This window comes from Thiothrix winogradskyi, from assembly GCF_021650935.1.
Lineage (GTDB): Bacteria > Pseudomonadota > Gammaproteobacteria > Thiotrichales > Thiotrichaceae > Thiothrix > Thiothrix winogradskyi.
Window position 1 is genome coordinate 984601 of the sequence record NZ_CP091244.1, and the last position, 19091, is coordinate 1003691.

The 19091-nt window shown below is 52.4% G+C and carries 19 protein-coding genes; 14 read left to right on the forward strand and 5 right to left on the reverse strand.

The window, feature by feature from the left end:
• Positions 1-3 precede the first annotated feature (3 nt).
• The 13 genes from L2Y54_RS05065 (at position 4) to L2Y54_RS05125 (ending at position 12681) form a co-directional block, all read left to right on the forward strand.
• The gene (locus L2Y54_RS05065) at positions 4-387 is read left to right on the forward strand and encodes a RidA family protein (protein WP_236500515.1); all 384 of its coding nucleotides are present in this window, start codon (positions 4-6) and stop codon (positions 385-387) included.
• Between the two features lie 3 nt (positions 388-390).
• Positions 391-1890: an exopolyphosphatase gene (ppx, locus tag L2Y54_RS05070; RefSeq protein WP_236500519.1), complete on the forward strand. Its 1500-nt coding sequence runs from the start codon at positions 391-393 to the stop codon at positions 1888-1890.
• A 99-nt stretch (positions 1891-1989) separates the two neighbouring features.
• Positions 1990-2322 carry a rhodanese-like domain-containing protein gene (locus tag L2Y54_RS05075; RefSeq protein ID WP_236500521.1) on the forward strand — a complete coding sequence of 111 codons (333 nt, stop codon included), beginning with the start codon at positions 1990-1992 and terminating at the stop codon, positions 2320-2322.
• Positions 2323-2410: 88 nt separating this feature from the next.
• Positions 2411-2875: a sulfur carrier protein DsrE2 gene (gene dsrE2, locus L2Y54_RS05080; RefSeq protein ID WP_236500523.1), complete on the forward strand. Its 465-nt coding sequence runs from the start codon at positions 2411-2413 to the stop codon at positions 2873-2875.
• 71 nt (positions 2876-2946) lie between these two features.
• Positions 2947-3561: an NAD(P)H-dependent oxidoreductase gene (locus tag L2Y54_RS05085; RefSeq protein WP_236500526.1), complete on the forward strand. Its 615-nt coding sequence runs from the start codon at positions 2947-2949 to the stop codon at positions 3559-3561.
• 15 nt (positions 3562-3576) lie between these two features.
• A complete protein-coding gene (locus L2Y54_RS05090; protein ID WP_236500534.1) occupies positions 3577-4440 on the forward strand; it encodes a metallophosphoesterase in 864 nt (287 codons plus the stop codon).
• Between the two features lie 177 nt (positions 4441-4617).
• Complete coding sequence (locus L2Y54_RS05095; RefSeq protein WP_236500541.1) at positions 4618-5097, forward strand: response regulator; 480 nt, start codon at positions 4618-4620, stop codon at positions 5095-5097.
• Between the two features lie 10 nt (positions 5098-5107).
• Complete coding sequence (locus tag L2Y54_RS05100; RefSeq protein ID WP_236500542.1) at positions 5108-5494, forward strand: response regulator; 387 nt, start codon at positions 5108-5110, stop codon at positions 5492-5494.
• Positions 5487-6014: a chemotaxis protein CheW gene (locus L2Y54_RS05105; protein WP_236500545.1), complete on the forward strand. Its 528-nt coding sequence runs from the start codon at positions 5487-5489 to the stop codon at positions 6012-6014. The genes L2Y54_RS05100 and L2Y54_RS05105 overlap by 8 nt, the downstream gene beginning before the upstream one ends.
• Positions 6014-7153, forward strand: coding sequence for a methyl-accepting chemotaxis protein (locus L2Y54_RS05110; protein ID WP_236500554.1), 1140 nt, complete (start codon positions 6014-6016; stop codon positions 7151-7153). The genes L2Y54_RS05105 and L2Y54_RS05110 overlap by 1 nt, the downstream gene beginning before the upstream one ends.
• Positions 7154-7166: 13 nt before the next feature.
• Positions 7167-8987 carry a FimL-related protein gene (locus tag L2Y54_RS05115; RefSeq protein WP_236500556.1) on the forward strand — a complete coding sequence of 607 codons (1821 nt, stop codon included), beginning with the start codon at positions 7167-7169 and terminating at the stop codon, positions 8985-8987.
• 29 nt (positions 8988-9016) lie between these two features.
• On the forward strand, positions 9017-12187 hold the full coding sequence (locus L2Y54_RS05120; protein WP_236500558.1) for a response regulator: 3171 nt from the start codon (positions 9017-9019) through the stop codon (positions 12185-12187).
• Positions 12184-12681, forward strand: a complete 498-nt coding sequence (locus L2Y54_RS05125) for a chemotaxis protein CheW (RefSeq protein WP_236500562.1) — start codon at positions 12184-12186, stop codon at positions 12679-12681. Before L2Y54_RS05120 ends, L2Y54_RS05125 begins: the two co-directional genes overlap by 4 nt.
• On the opposite strand, the gene L2Y54_RS05130 is transcribed toward L2Y54_RS05125, so the two are convergent.
• The 5 genes from L2Y54_RS05130 to L2Y54_RS05150 all read right to left on the reverse strand — a co-directional run bounded on the left by L2Y54_RS05130 (position 12673) and on the right by L2Y54_RS05150 (position 17866).
• Entirely contained in the window at positions 12673-13161 is a 489-nt protein-coding gene (locus tag L2Y54_RS05130) for a hypothetical protein (protein WP_236500564.1), read from the reverse strand. The two genes, L2Y54_RS05125 and L2Y54_RS05130, sit on opposite strands and share 9 nt — an antisense overlap.
• Positions 13154-13987, reverse strand: a complete 834-nt coding sequence (locus L2Y54_RS05135) for a symmetrical bis(5'-nucleosyl)-tetraphosphatase (protein ID WP_236500572.1) — start codon at positions 13985-13987, stop codon at positions 13154-13156. Before L2Y54_RS05135 ends, L2Y54_RS05130 begins: the two co-directional genes overlap by 8 nt.
• A gap of 91 nt (positions 13988-14078) precedes the next feature.
• Positions 14079-14795, reverse strand: coding sequence for a Bax inhibitor-1/YccA family protein (locus tag L2Y54_RS05140; RefSeq protein ID WP_236500579.1), 717 nt, complete (start codon positions 14793-14795; stop codon positions 14079-14081).
• A 60-nt stretch (positions 14796-14855) separates the two neighbouring features.
• Positions 14856-15593, reverse strand: coding sequence for an SPOR domain-containing protein (locus L2Y54_RS05145; protein ID WP_236500587.1), 738 nt, complete (start codon positions 15591-15593; stop codon positions 14856-14858).
• A 281-nt stretch (positions 15594-15874) separates the two neighbouring features.
• Positions 15875-17866, reverse strand: a complete 1992-nt coding sequence (locus tag L2Y54_RS05150) for a M1 family metallopeptidase (RefSeq protein ID WP_236500590.1) — start codon at positions 17864-17866, stop codon at positions 15875-15877.
• On the opposite strand from L2Y54_RS05150, the gene L2Y54_RS05155 reads away from it, so the two are divergent.
• A complete protein-coding gene (locus tag L2Y54_RS05155) occupies positions 17849-19033 on the forward strand; it encodes a ChaN family lipoprotein (RefSeq protein WP_236500600.1) in 1185 nt (394 codons plus the stop codon). The two genes, L2Y54_RS05150 and L2Y54_RS05155, sit on opposite strands and share 18 nt — an antisense overlap.
• Positions 19034-19091: the final 58 nt, after the last annotated feature.

Consider the following 19091-nt stretch of genomic DNA (forward strand, 5'->3'; position numbering starts at 1 on the left):
TTCATGAACAAGACCATCATTTCTACGCCTGACGCGCCGCAGGCGATCGGTACGTATTCGCAAGCGGTACGTGTGGGCGATACTGTTTACCTGTCCGGGCAAATTCCCTTGGTTCCTGCCACGATGCAAATGGTGGAAGGGGATATTGCCGCGCAAGTGCGCCAAGTGTTTGAGAATTTGTCTGCCGTTGCCAAGGCTGCGGGTGGTTCGCTGAATGATTGCGTGAAAGTGCATGTGTTTCTTACCGATCTGGTGAATTTTCCGGTAGTGAATCAAGTGATGGCAGAGTATTTCGTGGAGCCTTACCCCGCCCGTGCGGCGATTGGGGTGGCTTCCTTGCCACGCGGCGCGGAAGTGGAAGTCGATGCTATTATGGTCTTGGGCTAAGCCATGACGAATGGGCAACAGCCGTACAAGCTGGCAACCATTGACTTGGGGTCGAACAGTTTCCACATGATCGTAGTGCAGATTGATGCGTTCGGGCAAGTTAATATTCTGGATCGCCTGCGCGAACCGGTGCGCTTAGGTGGCGGTTTGGATGCGAAGGGCAATCTGAGTCTGGATGCGCAACAGCGTGCGGTCGATTGCCTGCGGCGTTTCGGTGAGCGGATTCGCGATTTTCCCTCCGAAAACGTGGCAGCCGTTGGCACGAATACCTTGCGTCTGACTAAAAATTCTCGCGAGTTTTTGCACCGTGCTGAGGAGGCTTTGGGGCATCCGATTGCGGTAATCAGCGGGCGTGAGGAAGCGCGTTTGATTTACCTCGGTGTGGCGCATTCTCTCGCCAAAGATCAGCAAGGCAAACGCTTTGTGATGGACATCGGCGGCGGCAGCACCGAGCTGATCATTGGGCAGGGTTTCGAGCCGTTGCATCTGGAAAGTTTGCGCATGGGCTGTGTCAGCAGCACTTTGGCATTTTTCCCCGATGGCAAGCTGGTGAAGGCGTGTTGGGATAAAGCGATTACGGCAGCGTTGCTGGAGTTGCGCCCGATTAAAGCCGCTTACCGGGCGATTGGCTGGGAGTCGGCAACCGGCGCATCTGGCACTATTCGTGCGGTGAAAAAAGTCATTCAGCAAACCGGGCTTGCGCCTTACGGCATCACCTTGGAACACATGTATCGCGTGCGTGACATGATGATCGAGGCAGGGCATATCGACAGACTGAAATTGCCGGGGTTGAGTGATGAGCGCAAGCCGGTATTCGCGGGTGGTTTGGCGGTGCTGATTGCGGTGTTTGAGGCGCTGAAAATCGACCGGATGTTGGTGTCTGATGGGGCATTGCGTGAAGGCTTGGTGTATGACCGGCTGGAACGTTACCAGCACGATGATATTCGTGATAAGACGGTGCGAGCTTGGCAACAGCGTTTTCAAGTTGATCAAAGCTATGCGTCGGCGGTGCATTTAACCGCGCTTAACTTATTCAACCGATGCCGTGATGATTGGAAATTACCGGGTCATTTAGCGGAATTGCTGGGCTGGGCGGCTGATTTACACGAATTGGGGCTGGCGGTGTCGCATTCCAGTTACCATAAACACGGCGGCTATTTGCTGGAATACGCGGATTTGCCCGGCTTTTCTACCGAAGAACAACGTTGGTTGAGCGTGTTGGTACGTACTCATCGGCAAAAAATTTCCAGTAAATTGTTTGGCTTGTTGAATGTGGAAGATTACCAGAATGCGCTGTATCTGTGTGTATTGCTGCGTTTGGCGGTGTTATTGCACCGTTCGCATAAGGAAGTAGCGCCGCGTATTGAGCGGCTTCGCGTGGGTAAAAACCGGGTTGAGCTGCGCTTTGCGGATGACATCCGCGCGAAAAAGCCGTTATTGCTGGCGGATCTAGAACGTGAGCACGTGTTTTTGAAAGCGGTGAAGGTTGACCTGGTGTTTTGATATGTAATTGCTGAATTTGTTGCACATAACTTGACAGTGCGCCTATCTCCATTAGAATATCAGTATGTTTTAATATTTTATTCGGATGTAGGGTTGTTTATGTTTGGAATTCGTGAAGTTGACGCCGCTGGTTTGAAAAAAATGCTGGATTCAGGTGAAAAAGTCCGCTTGGTTGACGTGCGTTCCGCTTCGGAAGTGGCTCAGGGCATTATTGAAGGCTCAGAATTCATGCCATTGCATACCCTGCCGTTACGCATGAATGATTTACCCAAAGACGAAACGATCGTGTTTTATTGCCGCAGTGGCGCACGTTCAGCGCAGGCGTGTATGTTTTTATCGCAGAATATCGGCATTGAGGCGGTGAACTTACGCGGTGGAATTATTTCGTGGTATCAATCAGGTATGAAGGTTGTGTTACCAAACGCTGCCTAACACGCTAATTCTGTTATAGTAACAGAGTATTTGAGAGAGGTGGGTCTTATCGACCCGTGAGTTACACTTTTTACATGAGACATCAAGCATGAGCAAAAAGCTGGCGATCATCGCAACTAAAGGTTCCTTAGATTGGGGCTACCCTCCGTTCATTCTGGCATCCACGGCGGCTGCGTTGGGTTATGACGTACAGGTTTTCTTCACGTTCTACGGTTTACAATTGCTGAAGAAAAAACTGGATCTGCAAGTCACCTCATTGGGCAACCCTGGTATGCCAATGCCGATGCCAATGCCGGTGTTGTTGCAAGCACTGCCGGGTATGCAAGGCATGATGACTGCCATGATGAAAAAGAAAATGGCAGACAAAGGCGTGGCGGACTTGGCAGAGCTGCGTGAACTGTGTCAGGAAGCGGATGTCAAATTCATCGCTTGCCAGATGACCGTTGACCTGTTTGAGATGGATAACAAAGAATTCATCGACGGCGTGGAATACGCAGGTGCGGCAATGTTCTTTGAATTTGCTGGCGAAGCCGATATCTGTTTGTTTATCTGATTTCCGAAGGTTATTGGACAGTCAGAAAGAAGCCGGGTATACCCCGGCTTTTTACTTAGGGAAAGCGTAACATGAAAATCATGATCATCAGTGGTAGCCACCGTGAAAATTCGCAAAGTGACAAAGTAGCGCGTTACATAGCGCAGTCGTTGTTGGATAATAAGCAGGCAACGACGACTGAGGTGTTTTCACTGGCAGGCAACCCCTTGCCCTTGTGGGATGAGGGGATTTGGAACGGTGAGGCTAAATGGCAGGCATTACTCAACCCTTTATCGGAAAAACTGGCAACCAGTGATGGTTTTGTCATCATTGCCCCGGAATGGCACGGGCAAGTCCCCGCCGGGTTAAAGAATTTCTTTTTGCTCTGGGGGGCAGGTGAGCTTGCTCATAAGCCTGCCTTGATTGTGGCGGTTTCCTCATCAGATGGCGGCGCTTACCCAGTGGCAGAATTACGGATGAGCAGTTACAAAAATAACCGTATTTGCTACATCCCTGAACAACTGATTGTGCGCAATGTGGAATCTGTCCTCAATGCGGATCCGATACAAAACAAACCGGAAGCGGATAGTTATTTCCGCGAACGTATTGTGTATGCGGGAGGTATCCTCTGCGCGTATGCAACTGCACTGAAAAGTGTGCGCGAATCCGGCGTTACTGAAACGGCTGTGTTCCGTTTTGGTATGTAACCAGAGGCTATCAGCATGTTGAAAACAGCGTCAATGACGCCCCAGCGGGTACTTAACCGCATTGGGCGCATGAATTATTTCCACGATGACCGCCACGCGGAACGTACCAATGAAATCCGTTGGCTGGTGGAAGAATTCGTGGAAATTCCGGTGAAAAATTTGCCGCTGGCCTTGGAGGGCTTCACCATTGTGCAGCTCACCGACATGCATTTACGCCCGTACACACAGGTTGAACATATTCAGCGTGCAGTGGAAAAAACCAACGCCCTCAAGCCGGATTTGGTGGTGCTGACGGGCGATTACGTGTGGCACGATGGCGAAGATATTCTGGATCTTGTACCTGTGCTGGCGGGGCTGAATGCGCGTTACGGCGTGTTCGCGGTCATGGGCAACCACGACATTAAAACTGATCCGGTATTGATTGAGGAAACCTTCGCCAAGCACGGTATTCCGGTACTGCGCAATGACGGCTTGGATATTCAGCACAGTGGTGGTGTATTTCATCTGGCGGGCATTGACGATGGCTGGCTCGGTAAACCTGACATTAAGGCGACTTTAGATAAATTACGCGGTAATAAGCCGGTAGTGCTGTTGGCGCATGAGCCGGATATGCTGGATTGGTATGCGGATGATACCCGTATTTCTTTGCAATTGTCCGGGCATACACATGGCGGGCAGGTGCAACTCAAACCGGGCAAGCCGTTTATCCGTCCGTATTTGGGGCGTAAATACGTGCAGGGTTTATATCGGGTCAATGAGTCTTGGATTTATACCAGTCGGGGTATTGGTTCTACAGGTTTGCCGATTCGCCGGAATTGTTCGCCAGAAATTACGCATGTCACCTTGGTGGGCGGCGATTATTATTCCTTAGCGGCATGACACTTTATCTGAAAAGCTTGGGTATTCAGGCAATGGGTTGGGTAAACTGTTTGGCATACAATAACGCGCTGGCACTGCCTATCATGGCATAAAGACCTTCTGTAAGCTCAAGCTTGCCAGGCGAGTCGGTTAGTCGGTAATAATTACAAAAACAACGAACTAGGTTAAAGTGTGAATATGCCTGATACCCTAAACAATACGCTTGAACGCGACCTGACCGGCCTGAAAGTTGTCGTGGTGGATGACAGCAAAACCATTCTGCGCACTGCTGAGGTATTACTCACTGAGCAGGGGTGTTGGGTGGTCACTGCCGGTGATGGTTTTGAGTCACTGTCAAAAATAGCGTCCTTTAAACCGGATGTTATTTTCGTGGATATTATGATGCCACGTTTAGATGGCTATCAAACCTGCGCACTCATCAAGGCAAACCGACAGTACCGTGATACCCCGGTTATCCTCTTGTCGAGCAAAGACAGCATTTTTGATATGGCGCGGGGGCGCTTGGCGGGTTCTGATAAGTACCTGACCAAGCCGTTCACCAAAGACGATTTGCTGGCAGCTATTTATACGCATGTAAAGTTACCTGAAGCGCCTAAGCCGCCGGAAGCACCAGCAGAAACCCATGAGATGCCCTTCATTGATCTAATTGACGAGTAAGGGGAATGTTATGTCTGGGCTGCATGTACTGATCATCGACGATTCTTTGACTGAATCCCGTATTTTTACCGCATTGCTGGAGAAAAAGGGCTACCAGGTGAGTGTTGCCTGCAACGGTCAGGAAGGGATTGAGGTCGCTAAAGCACGCCAGCCGGATGTGATCCTGATGGATGTCGTCATGCCCCTGCTGAATGGGTTTCAAGCAACCCGTGAATTAACACGCACACTTGAAACCGCACACATTCCTATCGTGGTATGCAGTTCCAAATCGACTGAAACTGATCGGGTATGGGCGCTGCGGCAAGGAGCGAAAGCTTATTTAGTCAAGCCGGTCGAACCCAAAGTCCTACTGGAAACCATTGCGCAGTTTGCCATTAAGGCTGGTAAACATGGCTAGCCCTTACGAATTACTGGCTGGCTTAGCCTTGTTGCGGGAAAAAAAACGCCGCTCACGTCAACACCATGCGCAAGAATTACAGGAGTGGTCGGGCTTCCAGGTGCATGTGGGGGGCTTGCTTTGCCTGATTCCCTGCGATCAAGTTGAAGAGGTGGTGACACCTGCCAGCGTTGCTGGTGTGCGGGGTGTGCCTGCGTGGGTGAGTGGCGTGATTTATTGCCGCGCACAACTGGTGACGCTGGTGGATGTGGCGGGGTTATTACTGGAAAAAGAGCGGCCGCTGGCTTCCGGGCGGGCGTTTGTGGTGCGTGGCTCGCACGAATGGTTCGGGTTACAGGCAGGTAACTTTGAAGGGGTGCGCCATATTTGGTCTGATACCCCGGTGTGTGATGCACCGCCTGCATTGGCAGGGGATTGGCAGCGCTTTACGCGCCAATGGTTGCTATTGGACGATCAGCCCGTCGCGGTGCTGGAGGCATTCAAATTGGTGGCTGCACTGGAAAGTGGGGAGATGCGCTAATGAGTCTGCTGGCTTATCAGATTATTATTGCGATATTGCTGCTACTGCTGCTGGTCATGGGGGTGTTATTACTGCACCTGAAACGTCAGATGCATACCCAGTCAGCAGGTGAGGCACGCCAGCAGCAACAGGCGGTATTGCGTTTGCTGGATGAGATGAGCTCGCTGGCAGATGGGGACTTGACGATGCGGGCGACGGTGACAGAAGACGTGACCGGGGCAATTGCTGATGCGGTGAACTACGCGGTGGATGCATTGCAGGCGCTGGTAATGCGGGTGGATATGACCTCCCATCGTCTGACCGGCTTTGCACAGGATGCCGATACACGCATCAACAGTTTGGCGGTATCGTCTGCCCGTCAGGCACAGGAAATTGGTGTCGTCACCTCGGCGATTGCGACCATGACAAAATCTATCCAGAAGGTATCGCGCAACGCTTCGAGTTCTACCGACGTTGCCCGTAAATCATTGGATATTTCCCAAGCGGGGGCGCATACCGTGCGGGCAACAATTGCCGATATGGGCGCGATCCGCGAGAAAATTCAGGCAACCTCCAAACGCTTGAAACGTTTAGGGGAAAGTTCGCAGGAAGTGGGCGACATTGTGCGCCTGATGAATGACATTGCGGAACAGACCAATATTCTGGCACTGAATGCATCGATTCAAACCAGTTCTAGCCAAGCGATGAGCGGCAGCGCTCAAGGCAATGCAGGTTTCCGGCGCTTGGCGGATGAAATGCAGCAATTGGCGCAACAAGCGGGGGAGGCTTCCCGCAAGATTGATGTGCTGATTCGTACCATGCAAGCCGATACCAGTGAGGTAATGGCGTCGATGGAGGAAACCACCGCGAAAGTGGTGGATGGGGCGCGGAATGCCGAATTAGCCGGTGCTGCGCTCGATGAAGTGGAAGATGTTACCGTGGGTCTGGCACGTTTGATCGGTAATATCTCCGAGGCAGCAGGCAAACAGGCGAATATGGCGGGGCAGGTGGCGAATACCATGAATGCGATTCAGGAGATTACCCAGCAAACCGCCCGTTACAGCGAAGAAACCAGGGATCTGGTCACGGATCTGAATGCCACAGCGGCTGATTTGCGCGGTGCTATCGCGGATTTCAATCTGGCCGAAGAAAAACAATAATGACAGGTGCAATATGATTTCGGATAAATCAAGTTTGGCAAGCCGTCTTGGATGGGTCATCAAGGATACCGAGCTGGCCATTGAGCAAGCGCGGCAATCGTTCGGGCGTTACACCGAGACAGCCGACAAGGGTGAATTAAGTGTCAGCCGTGAAACTTGCCGCCACTTGAATGGGGTTTTAGAAATGCTGGATGCCAGCGGTGTCATTATGCTCAGCCGTGAAATCGTGCTGTTGCTGGATGCCCTGATTCAGGATCGGGTGGAAAACCTGCGGGCGGCTCAGGATGCGGTTGCCGAAGGTTTGCTGCAATTGTCGGAATACCTCAAGCATTTGCAGGAAGGTTATGCCGACTTGCCGGTGATTGTGCTGCCTGCGCTGAATAATTTACGCGCATCCCGCGAGGCGGAGTTGTTGTCTGAGCATTTGATTTTCCTGCCAGAAGACGGTCATGCCAGTGATGCGGTGATTGGTACTAGTGAATACGTGTCATTGCCACTGGAAAAACTACAGCAGGTCAGCACCAAGTTGCGATTTTTTCTGCAAAAAGCTCTGTTGGGTTGGTTCCGTCAGGAGCAACCGGAGCGCATGTTACAGGCAGCGGGCAAAGTCACTGACAATATGATTAAGCTCAATCGCAGCCAGCGCTTGCGTTCTTTGTGGTGGATTGCCTCCGGTTTGACGGATGCGCTGGAACACGGGCGTTTGGAACAAGGGGTGGCGGTCAAAATGCTGGTGGGGCGGCTGGAGCGTGAAATCCGCCGTTTCGCGGAGATGGGCGAGGCGCGTTATGACCGCGTTCTCTCGGATGAATTCATTAAAAACCTGCTGTATTACGTTGGCTTGGCTGAGCCGGGTGCAACGATTACGGATAAAGTCAAAGCGGCTTACCATCTGGATTTGTATCTGCCGCAAGGCGAGACCTTGGATGAATTACGCCATTATTACACCACGCCTGGGCGTGATATGTGGCGGGCGGTGGCTTCTTCTGTCACCGAAGAATTGCGTAATTTGCAAAGTATTCTCGATGCGATGCAAGATCAGGAACGCCAACCCGAATTACTCGGCAAACTTGCTGACAAAACCGAGAATCTTGCCAGTACCTTGGCGATGTTGGGTTTGGGGCAGGCAGGAACGCTTACATCTGAGTTGGCAACGGCGTTAAAAGCACGTTTAGCCAGCGGTGCAGCGCAAGATTTGGAAGCCATGTTGGGGATTAGTACCCACTACGCCCGTTTGGAAAAAGTACTCGCTGAATACGCCGAAACCGGACATGATTTGACCGAAACCATTTTCAGCCAAGACAGCGATACGCCCGATCCTTCGGATGAACGTAGCCTGTTACGCTCAACCCTGACGGAATTGAGCCGTGCTCAGACTCGGATGGTGGCGTTTTATAAAGAAGGCTGGGCATTTGTGTGTCTGGAAGAAGTCGCCACTTTGTTGGAAAACATCAGCGGTGCATTGACCATTGCAGGTACGAGTGAATTATTGCCACTGGTGGATACTGCCGTGCGCTATGTGCGTGAGGATTTGTTGGCGCACCAGCGTCAGCCATCATTGGATGAGTTGGCTACGTTTGCGGATGTTCTGACCTTGTTTGAAGCTTCGGTGTCGGCACGTTTGCATCAGGAAGATTATTTATCGCTGTTGCCGATCGGGTTTGCCAAGCTGCGTGAGCTGGATCATTCCAGTGATCTGAACCTGTTGAATGATGTGGATCTCGACGAGCTGGAAGCCGACGTTGAGGCAAAAAAAAAAGCGCAACACCGCACACCATCGACTTTACTACAACGTTTACGGATGCCGATCGAGCCAGTGCTAGTACCGGCATAGCGGCTGAAGCGGCTTCTGCCGCCTCGGCAGTGTCAGCGTTGCGGGAAGCCTTGGGTGAGGACATCTTCGAGATCTTCAGCGAAGAAGTGACCGAAATCAGTGAGACGCTGCAAACGCTTTACCCGCAGTGGGATAAGGCGCGAACCCAGCGTGAAACCTTGGTGGAAATCCGGCGTGCCTTTCATACCCTGAAAGGCAGTGGGCGTATGGCGGGGGCGTTTGCACTGGGTGATTTTGCTTGGATTCACGAAGACTTGTTGAATCACGTCATGAGCGGGCAATTGAAAGCCGATGAGCGGGTTTCCGCGCAAATTGGCAAAGCCGTAGAGGAATTGCGGGTAAGGCTCGATTATTTCCTGAATGCTTCACAAAAAGATGCGCGTGTTGAGCGCATGATTGCGGAAGCGGAAACCGTATTGCTGCCGCCGGAAGCCGCGCCACTGGAAACGTGGGACTTTTCCGCCGCAGAGCCGGTCGCCAAACCAGCGTTGTTGCCTGAAGCACTGGTCGAGTTTGCTGAACCGATTAGTGTCCCTGAATCTGAACCCGAATACGTGCTTAATTTTATTAGTGATATTGAGCCGGAAAGCGTTCCCGAACCTACTGCCGATTACGAACCAGTATTTGATTTTACTGTGAATATTGAGCCGGAAAGCGTTCCAGAACCAGCCCCGGAAGTCGATGATACCGCAGAAGCCGATGCCGAATCGCGGATGATCTGGCAATTGTTCTGGGAGGAAGTCCCGGAACAGCTTCAGGCGCTCGACCGTAATCTGCAACACCTGCGGGAAGCACCGGAAGAACGTGACATTATCCGCGAACTCGAACGTGAATTTCACACCCTCAAAGGTGGAGCTCGCATGGCGCAATTGGCTTCACTGGCTGATGTCAGTCATGACGCTGAAACGCTGCTAAGCCATTTACACGGCGTTGGGCGCGTGTCGGATGCGGATATTGAGCGTTTGCAACTGGCAGTTGACCAACTGCATACCCTGACGGAAGCGTTGCATCAACCCAACGCACAGGTCAATACGCTGCCGGAAACCGTGATGCCGTCAACGATGCCATCAACGCCAGTCTTGGCAGAATTGCCCGATCTCACGCCAGTTGCGCCGCTTGTTGAGCCAATGCCAGCGCCGATAGCCGATGCTTGGGTGCGGCAACGGTCGGCACAGACGGAATCAGGCAGTTTGCTGGAACGTTTGTTGTTGGAACAAGCCGATAGCTTGCCCGATATTAGCGTGCTGGATAGTACTTCCCGCGCCACATCTGCCCCGGATGCCACGCCATCCACCGCAGCCATCAGTAACCCCCATGAAACCATCCGCTTGCCTGCCGTGTTTGTGGATAATCTGATTGATCGGGTGGTGGAACTCAATGTGCAACAGGTACACATGTCCGAACACCTCAGCAGCATGGGGATGGACGTGGATGAATTGGTGCGCACGGTAGCCCGCTTACGTCAGCAAATCCGTACTTTGGAAGTGGAAAGCGAGGCCCGCATCCACGACGGGCGTAGCAAACGTTTGCAAGCCAGCAAAACGGCTGCCAACGATGCCGGTTTTGACCCGCTGGAAATGGATCAATATGCCGAGGTACAACGCATTTCGCGCTCATTGGCAGAAAGCCTGAACGACTTGGTGAATTTGGAAGCGGATTTGGCGGCTCAGGTACGTAAAGGTGAACAATTATTGCAAGCCGATATGCGCACCACCCGCAAACTCCAGCGCGATTTACTCGACACGCGCTTGGTGGCTGTTACCATGCTGGTGCCGCGCTTACGCCGTTTGACCCGTCAAGTGGCGAGTGATCTGGGCAAGCAAGTGGCTCTGGAAGTGCAGGGTGAAGACTGCGAACTCGACCGTAATTTGTTGCAAAACATGACTGCCCCGTTGGAACATTTGATCCGTAATGCCATTTCACACGGTCTGGAAACCCCGGAAGAGCGTGAACAGGCAGGTAAACCCCGTACCGGTAACATTACCCTGACGATTAGCCGAGATGACAATGAAATTGTGATCCGTTTCCGTGATGACGGGCGTGGTTTGAACCGTGAACGCTTGCGTGAGCGTGCTATCGAAATGGGTTTGGTGGGCAAGGGGCTGGAATTGCCGGAAGTGGAATTGGATCGTTTGATTTTACGCCCCGGTTTTTCCACCGCAGCCACCATCAGTCAAATTTCAGGGCGAGGTATTGGCATGGATGTGGTGCATTCCGAACTCAAAGCTTTGGGCGGTAGTTTGCAGATCGCCTCTAAGCCGGGTGAAGGCACGACGTTTGCCATGCATTTGCCCTTCACTTTGGTGGTGAACCCGGTGCTGCTGGTTGACGTGCAAACCCAAGTGTATGCTTTACCGATTACGGGGGTTCAAGGTTTGGCACGTTTGTCCGGGCAGCAGATTCAAGCAGCGCTGCAATCTGGTGCTGAAAAGTTGATGTTTGCGGGGGAAGCTTACGCCTTGCATCATCTGGCGGAGGTCTTGGGTGGGCAACGTGCGGAGCCTGTATTCGCTGCTGATGAGCGTTTCCCAGTGGTGTTTATTCAGTTGCAGGGGCAGGCGCTGGCATGGGTGATTGATCACGTGCGTGGGCGGCGCGAAGTGGTATTGCAACCGCTGGGAACCTTGTTCAAAAGTTGCCGCTTGTACTCGGCGGCAACAGTTGCGCCGGATGGCAGTGTCTACCTTGTGCCGGATATGGCAGAACTGGCACGGCTGGCGGAAACCCCACCAGTGTTAGCACCTGTACTTGCCGTTGAAGAGCTGTCTGCGCCTGATGAACCCAGCGGGCCGCCACGGGTGTTGGTCGTGGATGATTCGATTACGGTGCGCCGTGTGACTGAAAAATTCCTCAATAGCCGTGAATACACGGTGCTGACGGCGAAAGACGGCATGGAGGCACTGGAGCGTATTGCGGAATTCCAACCCAACGTGGTGTTGCTGGATATTGAAATGCCGCGTATGGATGGCTTTGAGTTGCTGGGGCATCTGCGGCGTGACCCGCAATGGGCGCGATTGCCGGTGATTATGATCAGTTCGCGTACTGCGCAAAAACACCGGGAACATGCCGGAGCGTTGGGCGCAACGGGTTTCCTCGGCAAACCCTACCAAAACGAAGTGCTGCTGGATGCCTTACAAGAGGTCTTAGCCAGTGGGCACGAAGCCAACAATACCCATGAGTGGGAGAACTTGCCAGCATGAACCCTGCACAACAACCTGCGATCAAAAGCCTGATCGTGCGCCTGCATCACGGTAGTTTGATATTGCCAGTCAATTTGATGGCAGAATTGGTGACGGGAGGCGAACTGACACCTTCGGAACATCCGGGCTTGGAGGGTTGGTTGCAATGGCGTAACCGGCAAATTCCCGTGGTGTCCCTAGAGTCCTTGTGTATGCAGGAAGTGGCCGACGAGTCTGGCGAAGGTAAATGCCTGATCTTACATACCGTATCAGCGTTGCCGGGTTTGCCGTTTATTGCGTTGCGGGTGCAGGGGGGCTTGAATACCTTGGACATTTTGCCCGATACCTTGCGCGATGATCACAGCGGTAATGTGCAGCGTTGCCCCTATGTGGCAAGGCAAGTCCGCGCTTCACATTTGCTGTGCTTTATTCCTGATTTGCCGACGATTGAGGCGGTAGTGGCAGAAGTGTTGCAATTGACAGGAGAACAGCCGGAGGCAGCGCTGTTAGAGTAGTACTAGCCCTAAGACCACGATGAGCATAAATGTCATGGTAATGGCGGTGTTCATGGTGTTTTGGTTGAGCATCTTATCCATGAACACGCTTTTCTCGGCAACATTGCGCATCATTTCGATACGTTGTTTGACCGGAAAAGTTTCAGGCTTTTCATAGCTGGCAGCGCCGCCTTTGAGGTTGATCAGCGGCACTAACATATTGATATTAATATGAGCTTGGATTGCATCTTGGGTGGGGCTGTCATAGTTCAGTGTCCAGGGTGCAGCATATTCAAACGCCTCCATGAGAAACATGTCGCGCATTTTTTCTTGGCTCGCCTTAATAATAGCGCGGTTGCGCTCTAGCCCTTTTTGTAAATCTTCCAATGGCATCATTGGCATGGGCGCGGAAACATGCACGTAATAATCCCGCCCACGGATTGTTACTTTTACAGTACCAGCGTAATTGCTGGGTTCGGTGTCTTTTTTTTCATCAGCCATAGTCGTCACATCGAATGCAGGTAGGTTGTTGATTTTTGGTATCGATTCTAATAGCGCTGAGCTGACCGCCCCATACACAGCCCGTGTCCAGCGCAATGACATAATTTCCATTATAGTACCCCAAAGTAGACCAATGACCAAATAGTACGGTCACACCTAGGGCTTGTTTTATTGGAGAGGCAAACCACGGAGTAAGTTCCCTGGTTTGTGTGAAAAGTGAGCTGGTATCAAAGGGATTGCCTTTGGCCTCAAATTCGAGGCTGCCATCGGCACGGCAATAGCGCATTCGGGTGAAGGCATTGAGAATGTAGCGGTGGCGGTCTGGCTGGCTATCCGCCGGGTTCCAGGTATCCGGCTGGTCGCCATACACCAGTGCTAACCACTCGGCAACGCGGGGGCTGGTGAGTTCAGCTTCGACTTCACGAGCGCAGGTTTGCGCGGTGGCTAAATCCCACTGCGGGGGAATACCCGCATGACTCATGGCGTACCCTAGCTGGTTATCCACATGCAATAAAGGGCGTTGCGCCAGCCAAGTAATCAATTCGGGGTAATCGGGTGCATCCAGCAACAGTTTCAAACTCTTGTGCGGTTTACGCAGCCCATGATGTGCTGCCAGCAAGCTGATGTCATGGTTGCCCAATACACACACGGCGGCATCCCGCAGGGAGTGCACAAAGCGTAAGGTTTCCAGCGATTGTTTGCCACGATTTACCAAATCCCCGGCAAACCACAGCGTGTCTTGCCGGGGGTCAAAGCGCAGTGTATCCAAAAGGCGCATGAGTGGGTCGTAACACCCTTGTAAATCACCGATTGCGTAAGTAGCCATGTGTTTACCTGTTTAATTTACCTATTTATTAGGCGCAATAAAAAGGCGTCCCGCAGGACGCCTCATTCAACTCCACCGAAGGCGTGTAGGCTTAGTCGTTACCTGTCAAGCTCATCAGGAATTGTACAATATACCAGAACATTAAACCGACGCTGGAAAACAGCCCCAGTGAAGCGCCGACATGCTGATCGGTGTGGTATTCATGGATCATTTGTGAGGTTTGGTACAGCATGACCGCGCCCGCAAATACAATCATAATCCCAAAGAACACCAACCCTAAGGTAAACCCAAACAGGATGCTGGCTAAGATCACACCCAGTGCGATAAAGCTGCCGACGGTGATAAACGGTGCCAAGAACGAAAAGTTCTTACGGGTGGTAAACGCGGTGAAGGTAATCCCGCCCGCCAGCATCAAGGTCAGCAGCGCTGCACTCGGTAGCACATTCGGGTTAGGGGCGAAATTCAATGCGCCGTAAATCAGCGGGGTGGAAATCACTGCAAAGGCAGCGACGTACAGCCCTAAGCCCGCGTACTGCATTTCTTTGGAAATGGCAGAATGCGCCCATTTGTCGGCGAAATACGATGCGCCCATGAATAGCGCCAGCACAATCAGCCAGCTCCACATGCTGCCTTGCATCAGTTGCATCAGCGGTTTAGCTGCGCCAGATTGAATCAGTAAAGTGGTCAGTGCGGCGTAAGCCACGATTGCCCCACCTAAGTGCAGGTAAGTGCGGCGAATGAAGCCCGCACGTTCGGTTTCACTGGCATTGGCAACCAGTGTACCCGAATTCATATCCAAGTATGCCATGTTAGTGTCTCCCTTGTTTTCGTGAAATCAATACGTCATTCAATTAAATGGTCGCCATTATCACATACGGATAGCCATAGGGCTAATTCCCATTCCAGATAACGTTTGTTGCCATTGTTGCAACATTTCCGGGGAGGTTGCAGGCCCTACGCGCACCCGAAACCAGGTTGCCCCCTGAATATTGGCGGCTTCTACTTGGCTATTCAGCCCTTTTTTCTTTAGGCGGTTTTGCATGTCGGCTGCCTGATCTTGGGTTTTATAGGAACCAACCTGAAAGGCATTGGTTCCCGTGATCGCGGCAGGGGTGGTTTTCTTGGGTTCTGGTTTGGCGGTATCTGCTTTTGGTGGGGTATCCGCCGCAGCGGGTTTTTTCTCCGCTTCTTTGGGCGGTGGTACAGCCGCTGGCTTTTTTTCATTGGCTAGATTGGATGCGGTTGCTTGTTGTTCAACCTGTGCGGCGAGTGGCACGTCTATTTCCAGTTGTGGTAATACGGCGTGATAGCTGAAACCGGGCGTTTCATCGGTAGGTTGCGCTGGTGTGTTGCTCGCAGCACTGTCCTGGTTATTGTTGGTGACTAAGGTGGAATCGGTCGGCGCGGGGCTATCACCGAGGCTGGTGGTGCTACTGATGCCGGGTTGGGCGGTAGCGCTTGCCTCCGGGGTGTTGCCTTTGTTGGCAAGTGCGTACATGCCTGCACCGATAAGGAGTCCGATAGCCACGCCGCCGACCATCCAACCCAGACCGTATTGCCCAAAAGCACTGCCAGACGCTGCCTGTTTTTTGAAATCTTTGGTCATGGTGTGGTGTCTCGATAATTAGGGTGTGTTGTGATTATAGCGAAAACTTCAGGAATGAATCACTTATGGGTCACATTTTTCATGTCTAACGGTCAGTTCCGTGCGTTAGGCGATTTTTAATGACAAGGGTTGAACAAAAAAAGCCGGGCAAGCCCGGCTAATATCCATCTACAAGAGAGTCGAGAGAAATACTGTATGCAAGTATCCTCTCATAAGTCTTTTGAATGATCATGTGTGCTATCGACCTGCGTAGGCTTATGGGCGATGAGTGGAAAAATCCACTAAAAATTTATTACCAACGGCGAATCCGTCACTTCCCACTGCCCCTTAGCCACGTTTTCCCCACTCACGCTATTGAACACCAGATAGCTGTATTTGCCGTAATGCGGTAATTTTGCCAGCATTTTATCCAAACCGTCGGGGCTGGAGGCATCCAACAACACAATCGCCTGCTCACCCGCCCGCAACCCCAACGCCAAGGTGTGCAAGCCGCAGGTGTAATTGACGCTATTCAAGGTATACGCCGCTTCGGTCATGCGAAACGGTTCTTTGGCACGTTCCAGCAAGCCTTGCAACGCGGCATTATCCCCGCCCAGCAAAATCACCGTGCCGGTATCCGGCAAGGGCGCGTCGTCGTACTGCACCCGTAATTGCGGATCACGCGCTTTTAGGGTATCCAACCAGCTTTCCCAGGCGACCTGCATTGCCGCATCGGTGTTGCGTGACAGCACGTAAGTCTTGTTGCCTTTGCCACTCATGACACCGATGGATGCAGGCATTTCCGCCGCATCCGGCAAGCGAAACACATCAAATTCCGGGTCAAGCGCGATTTGCAGCGGTTTGGCAGGCAAGGATAGCGTGAACGTTTGGCTCGCTTGCGTCATCTGCAAGGTGTCGACCTGTTCGGCTTGCCCTTCCGCAAAACGAATCCGCAGCGGCAATGCCAGCGGGTAAACCTTGTCTGCTTGCGCCTGTTGCTTGAGAGTAAGTTGCAAGCGATAGCCTTTATCTGCCGGAGTCACGGCATATTCGGCAATGCGCAAACGCGGAGCGCCCGTACCCGTCAACCACGCTTGGCGAAAGGCTTTGTCCGTTTGCCAGCTATCCAGCAATTGCCCAAAGGTAGCGGCTTGAAAGCGGTATTGCTGGTAAAAACGCTTTAACCCGTCAAAAAATGCCTGATCCCCGACCTGTTGGCGCAGCATGTGAAACAGCATCAGTGACTTGCCATAGCCGATGGCTTGGGTGGCTTCATCGTGACGGCTGCGGAAACTCATTAGCGGGAAATCGTCTTGCTGCCCGACAAAGGTGGCGTATTTTTGCAAGCTGGTGCGCCGGTATTCCGCGCCTTCGCCCATCTGCTGTTTAATGCGTTGATCGGCTAAGTAGGCGGTCAAACCTTCCGACCAATTGCCCTCGCGGGCATCCACATACACGCTATTGCCCCACCAGTTGTGCAAAATTTCGTGCGGAAACGACGAGTGCAAAATAAACGGCAAACGAATGACTCGCGACCCCAGCAATGTGAACGAAGGCATTCCCCAGCCGGTTTCCCAAAAGCTTTCCACCGTGGCAAATTTGGCGTAGGGGTAATCACCCAGGAGTGCGGAATATTTGTTCAAGTATTGCTCGGTGGCTTGCAGGTAGCGCTTTGCCAAGGCTTCATCCGGTTCTTGCAAATACACCATCGCATTCGCGTGTTTGCCCGCTTGTTGGTACACATGGAAACGCCCTGCCAGTAAATACAGGCTGTCTTGCGGTTGGGTTTCTGCCCAGCCAGTGGCGGTTTGTTTGCCTTGGCTCAGGCTGACCCAGCCATCCGGTAAGTTAATTTGCAGGGTGAAGGTGTGCAGCGCATCAGCGGTTTGTGCATACCATTGGCTGTTGGCATCCAAATAAATACCACGTTTATTCAATAAGATGCAAGCTTGAGTCAGCCAAGCACAATCGGGGGTGGAAGCCAGCCTACCACGGTATTTGAGGGTGATTTCCCCTTGTTCCTGCTTAAGTGGAATACTATATGCACCAGCCGCCTGTGTGGAGTGCGGCACACTGCCAGCCTCTAGCGTGAACTGCGGGTTGAGCGTGAAGCTAAACTGCCCGTTTTGCCGCAATGCGGCGGGGATGCGCAGGGTATCTTCCACCTGCAATTCGCCGGTTTTAATATCAGGCGTTACCTGCAAATCGTGGTGTAACACCGGCAACGCGGCGGCAGCACTCAAGCTTGGCAGCCATAACAGCAATAGGATCACAAGATGTTTCACAGTCGACATACACTATTTCCTGATTTTATGCGGCGCACATTATTGGCAGCGTGCCTAGCAGTCATTGGCGTGTTACCCATCGGCAGTAGCGCCGCCACGGTGGAACACGCGAATCTGGATGAGGCATTAGCGCACATTCGCGAACATATGCCCACCGGCGTGGTGCAGGGTAAACCGCTACCATTTTCTACCCTAATGGAAACCTTGGCACAAAACCGTGTGGTATTTGTGGGTGAAATCCACGACCGTTATGACCATCACCTGCATCAATTGGCGGTATTGCAAGGCTTGCATCAGCGTAACCCGAAGCTGGCGATTGGGGTGGAATGGTTTCAGCAACCGTTCCAGCCGGTGTTGAATGATTATCTGGCGGGCAAACTCACTGAGGTGGAATTCTTGCGCCGCAGCGAGTATTTCGAGCGCTGGGGTTACGATTACCGCCAATTACGCCCGATTTTGGAATACGCCAAAGCCAACCGCTTGCCGGTGCTGGCGTTGAATGCGCCCGTCGAGTTGACTCGCAAAGTGTCGCAAGGGGGATTGGAAGCGCTGAGCAACGGCGAGCGAGCGCAATTGCCACCAACCATCCACCCGGCAGATGCGGCTTATCAGGCACGTTTGCGCAAAGTTTTCGAGGCGCATTCAAAAGACCCGCAGCAATTCGAGCGCTTTATGTTGGTGCAGCGGATTTGGGATGAAACCATGGCGCATAAGGTGGCACGTTACCTGAAGGTTCACCCGGAACATCAAATGGTGGTATTCGCCGGGGTGGGGCATATCAGTGATGGCGCGGGGATTCCAGCCGATTTGGCGCGGCAATTACCAGCGCTGAAACTGGCGACCGTCGCCAGCAGTGACAGCAAGGCAACCGCAGCAGCGGTGGATTATCCCTTAATTACCGAAGCCGTCACCTTGCCATCTACTGGCAAATTGGGCGTATTGCTGGATGCGCAGGGCAAAGGCTTGAGCATTTCCGCCTTGGATAAAAACAGTGCGGCGGGCAAAGCGGGCTTACAGAAAGGCGACAGGCTCGCGACCCTAGAAGGCATGGCACTTGAAAATATGGCGGATCTGAAATTGGCGTTATCGCAATATCAGGTGGGCAAAACAGTGAAAATGACGGTGGAACGTGCCGGTTCAAACGACCTATTGGCTTATACCGTGGTGTTGCAGTAAAGCTTATAAGGATTAGAAAGGTCTATTTTGATATAAGTCAGATGAACATTTAATACCG

What these genes read in the sequence shown, in the direction of transcription:
- L2Y54_RS05065 (WP_236500515.1), top strand. Translation starts at nt 4, where the DNA reads ATGAACAAGACCATCATTTCTACGCCTGACGCGCCGCAGGCGATCGGT.
- ppx (WP_236500519.1), top strand. Translation starts at nt 391, where the DNA reads ATGACGAATGGGCAACAGCCGTACAAGCTGGCAACCATTGACTTGGGG.
- L2Y54_RS05075 (WP_236500521.1), top strand. Translation starts at nt 1,990, where the DNA reads ATGTTTGGAATTCGTGAAGTTGACGCCGCTGGTTTGAAAAAAATGCTG.
- dsrE2 (WP_236500523.1), top strand. Translation starts at nt 2,411, where the DNA reads ATGAGCAAAAAGCTGGCGATCATCGCAACTAAAGGTTCCTTAGATTGG.
- L2Y54_RS05085 (WP_236500526.1), top strand. Translation starts at nt 2,947, where the DNA reads ATGAAAATCATGATCATCAGTGGTAGCCACCGTGAAAATTCGCAAAGT.
- L2Y54_RS05090 (WP_236500534.1), top strand. Translation starts at nt 3,577, where the DNA reads ATGTTGAAAACAGCGTCAATGACGCCCCAGCGGGTACTTAACCGCATT.
- L2Y54_RS05095 (WP_236500541.1), top strand. Translation starts at nt 4,618, where the DNA reads ATGCCTGATACCCTAAACAATACGCTTGAACGCGACCTGACCGGCCTG.
- L2Y54_RS05100 (WP_236500542.1), top strand. Translation starts at nt 5,108, where the DNA reads ATGTCTGGGCTGCATGTACTGATCATCGACGATTCTTTGACTGAATCC.
- L2Y54_RS05105 (WP_236500545.1), top strand. Translation starts at nt 5,487, where the DNA reads ATGGCTAGCCCTTACGAATTACTGGCTGGCTTAGCCTTGTTGCGGGAA.
- L2Y54_RS05110 (WP_236500554.1), top strand. Translation starts at nt 6,014, where the DNA reads ATGAGTCTGCTGGCTTATCAGATTATTATTGCGATATTGCTGCTACTG.
- L2Y54_RS05115 (WP_236500556.1), top strand. Translation starts at nt 7,167, where the DNA reads ATGATTTCGGATAAATCAAGTTTGGCAAGCCGTCTTGGATGGGTCATC.
- L2Y54_RS05125 (WP_236500562.1), top strand. Translation starts at nt 12,184, where the DNA reads ATGAACCCTGCACAACAACCTGCGATCAAAAGCCTGATCGTGCGCCTG.
- L2Y54_RS05130 (WP_236500564.1), bottom strand. Translation starts at nt 13,161, where the DNA reads ATGGCTGATGAAAAAAAAGACACCGAACCCAGCAATTACGCTGGTACT.
- L2Y54_RS05135 (WP_236500572.1), bottom strand. Translation starts at nt 13,987, where the DNA reads ATGGCTACTTACGCAATCGGTGATTTACAAGGGTGTTACGACCCACTC.
- L2Y54_RS05140 (WP_236500579.1), bottom strand. Translation starts at nt 14,795, where the DNA reads ATGGCATACTTGGATATGAATTCGGGTACACTGGTTGCCAATGCCAGT.
- L2Y54_RS05145 (WP_236500587.1), bottom strand. Translation starts at nt 15,593, where the DNA reads ATGACCAAAGATTTCAAAAAACAGGCAGCGTCTGGCAGTGCTTTTGGG.
- L2Y54_RS05155 (WP_236500600.1), top strand. Translation starts at nt 17,849, where the DNA reads ATGTTTCACAGTCGACATACACTATTTCCTGATTTTATGCGGCGCACA.
- L2Y54_RS05150 (WP_236500590.1), bottom strand. Translation starts at nt 17,866, where the DNA reads ATGTCGACTGTGAAACATCTTGTGATCCTATTGCTGTTATGGCTGCCA.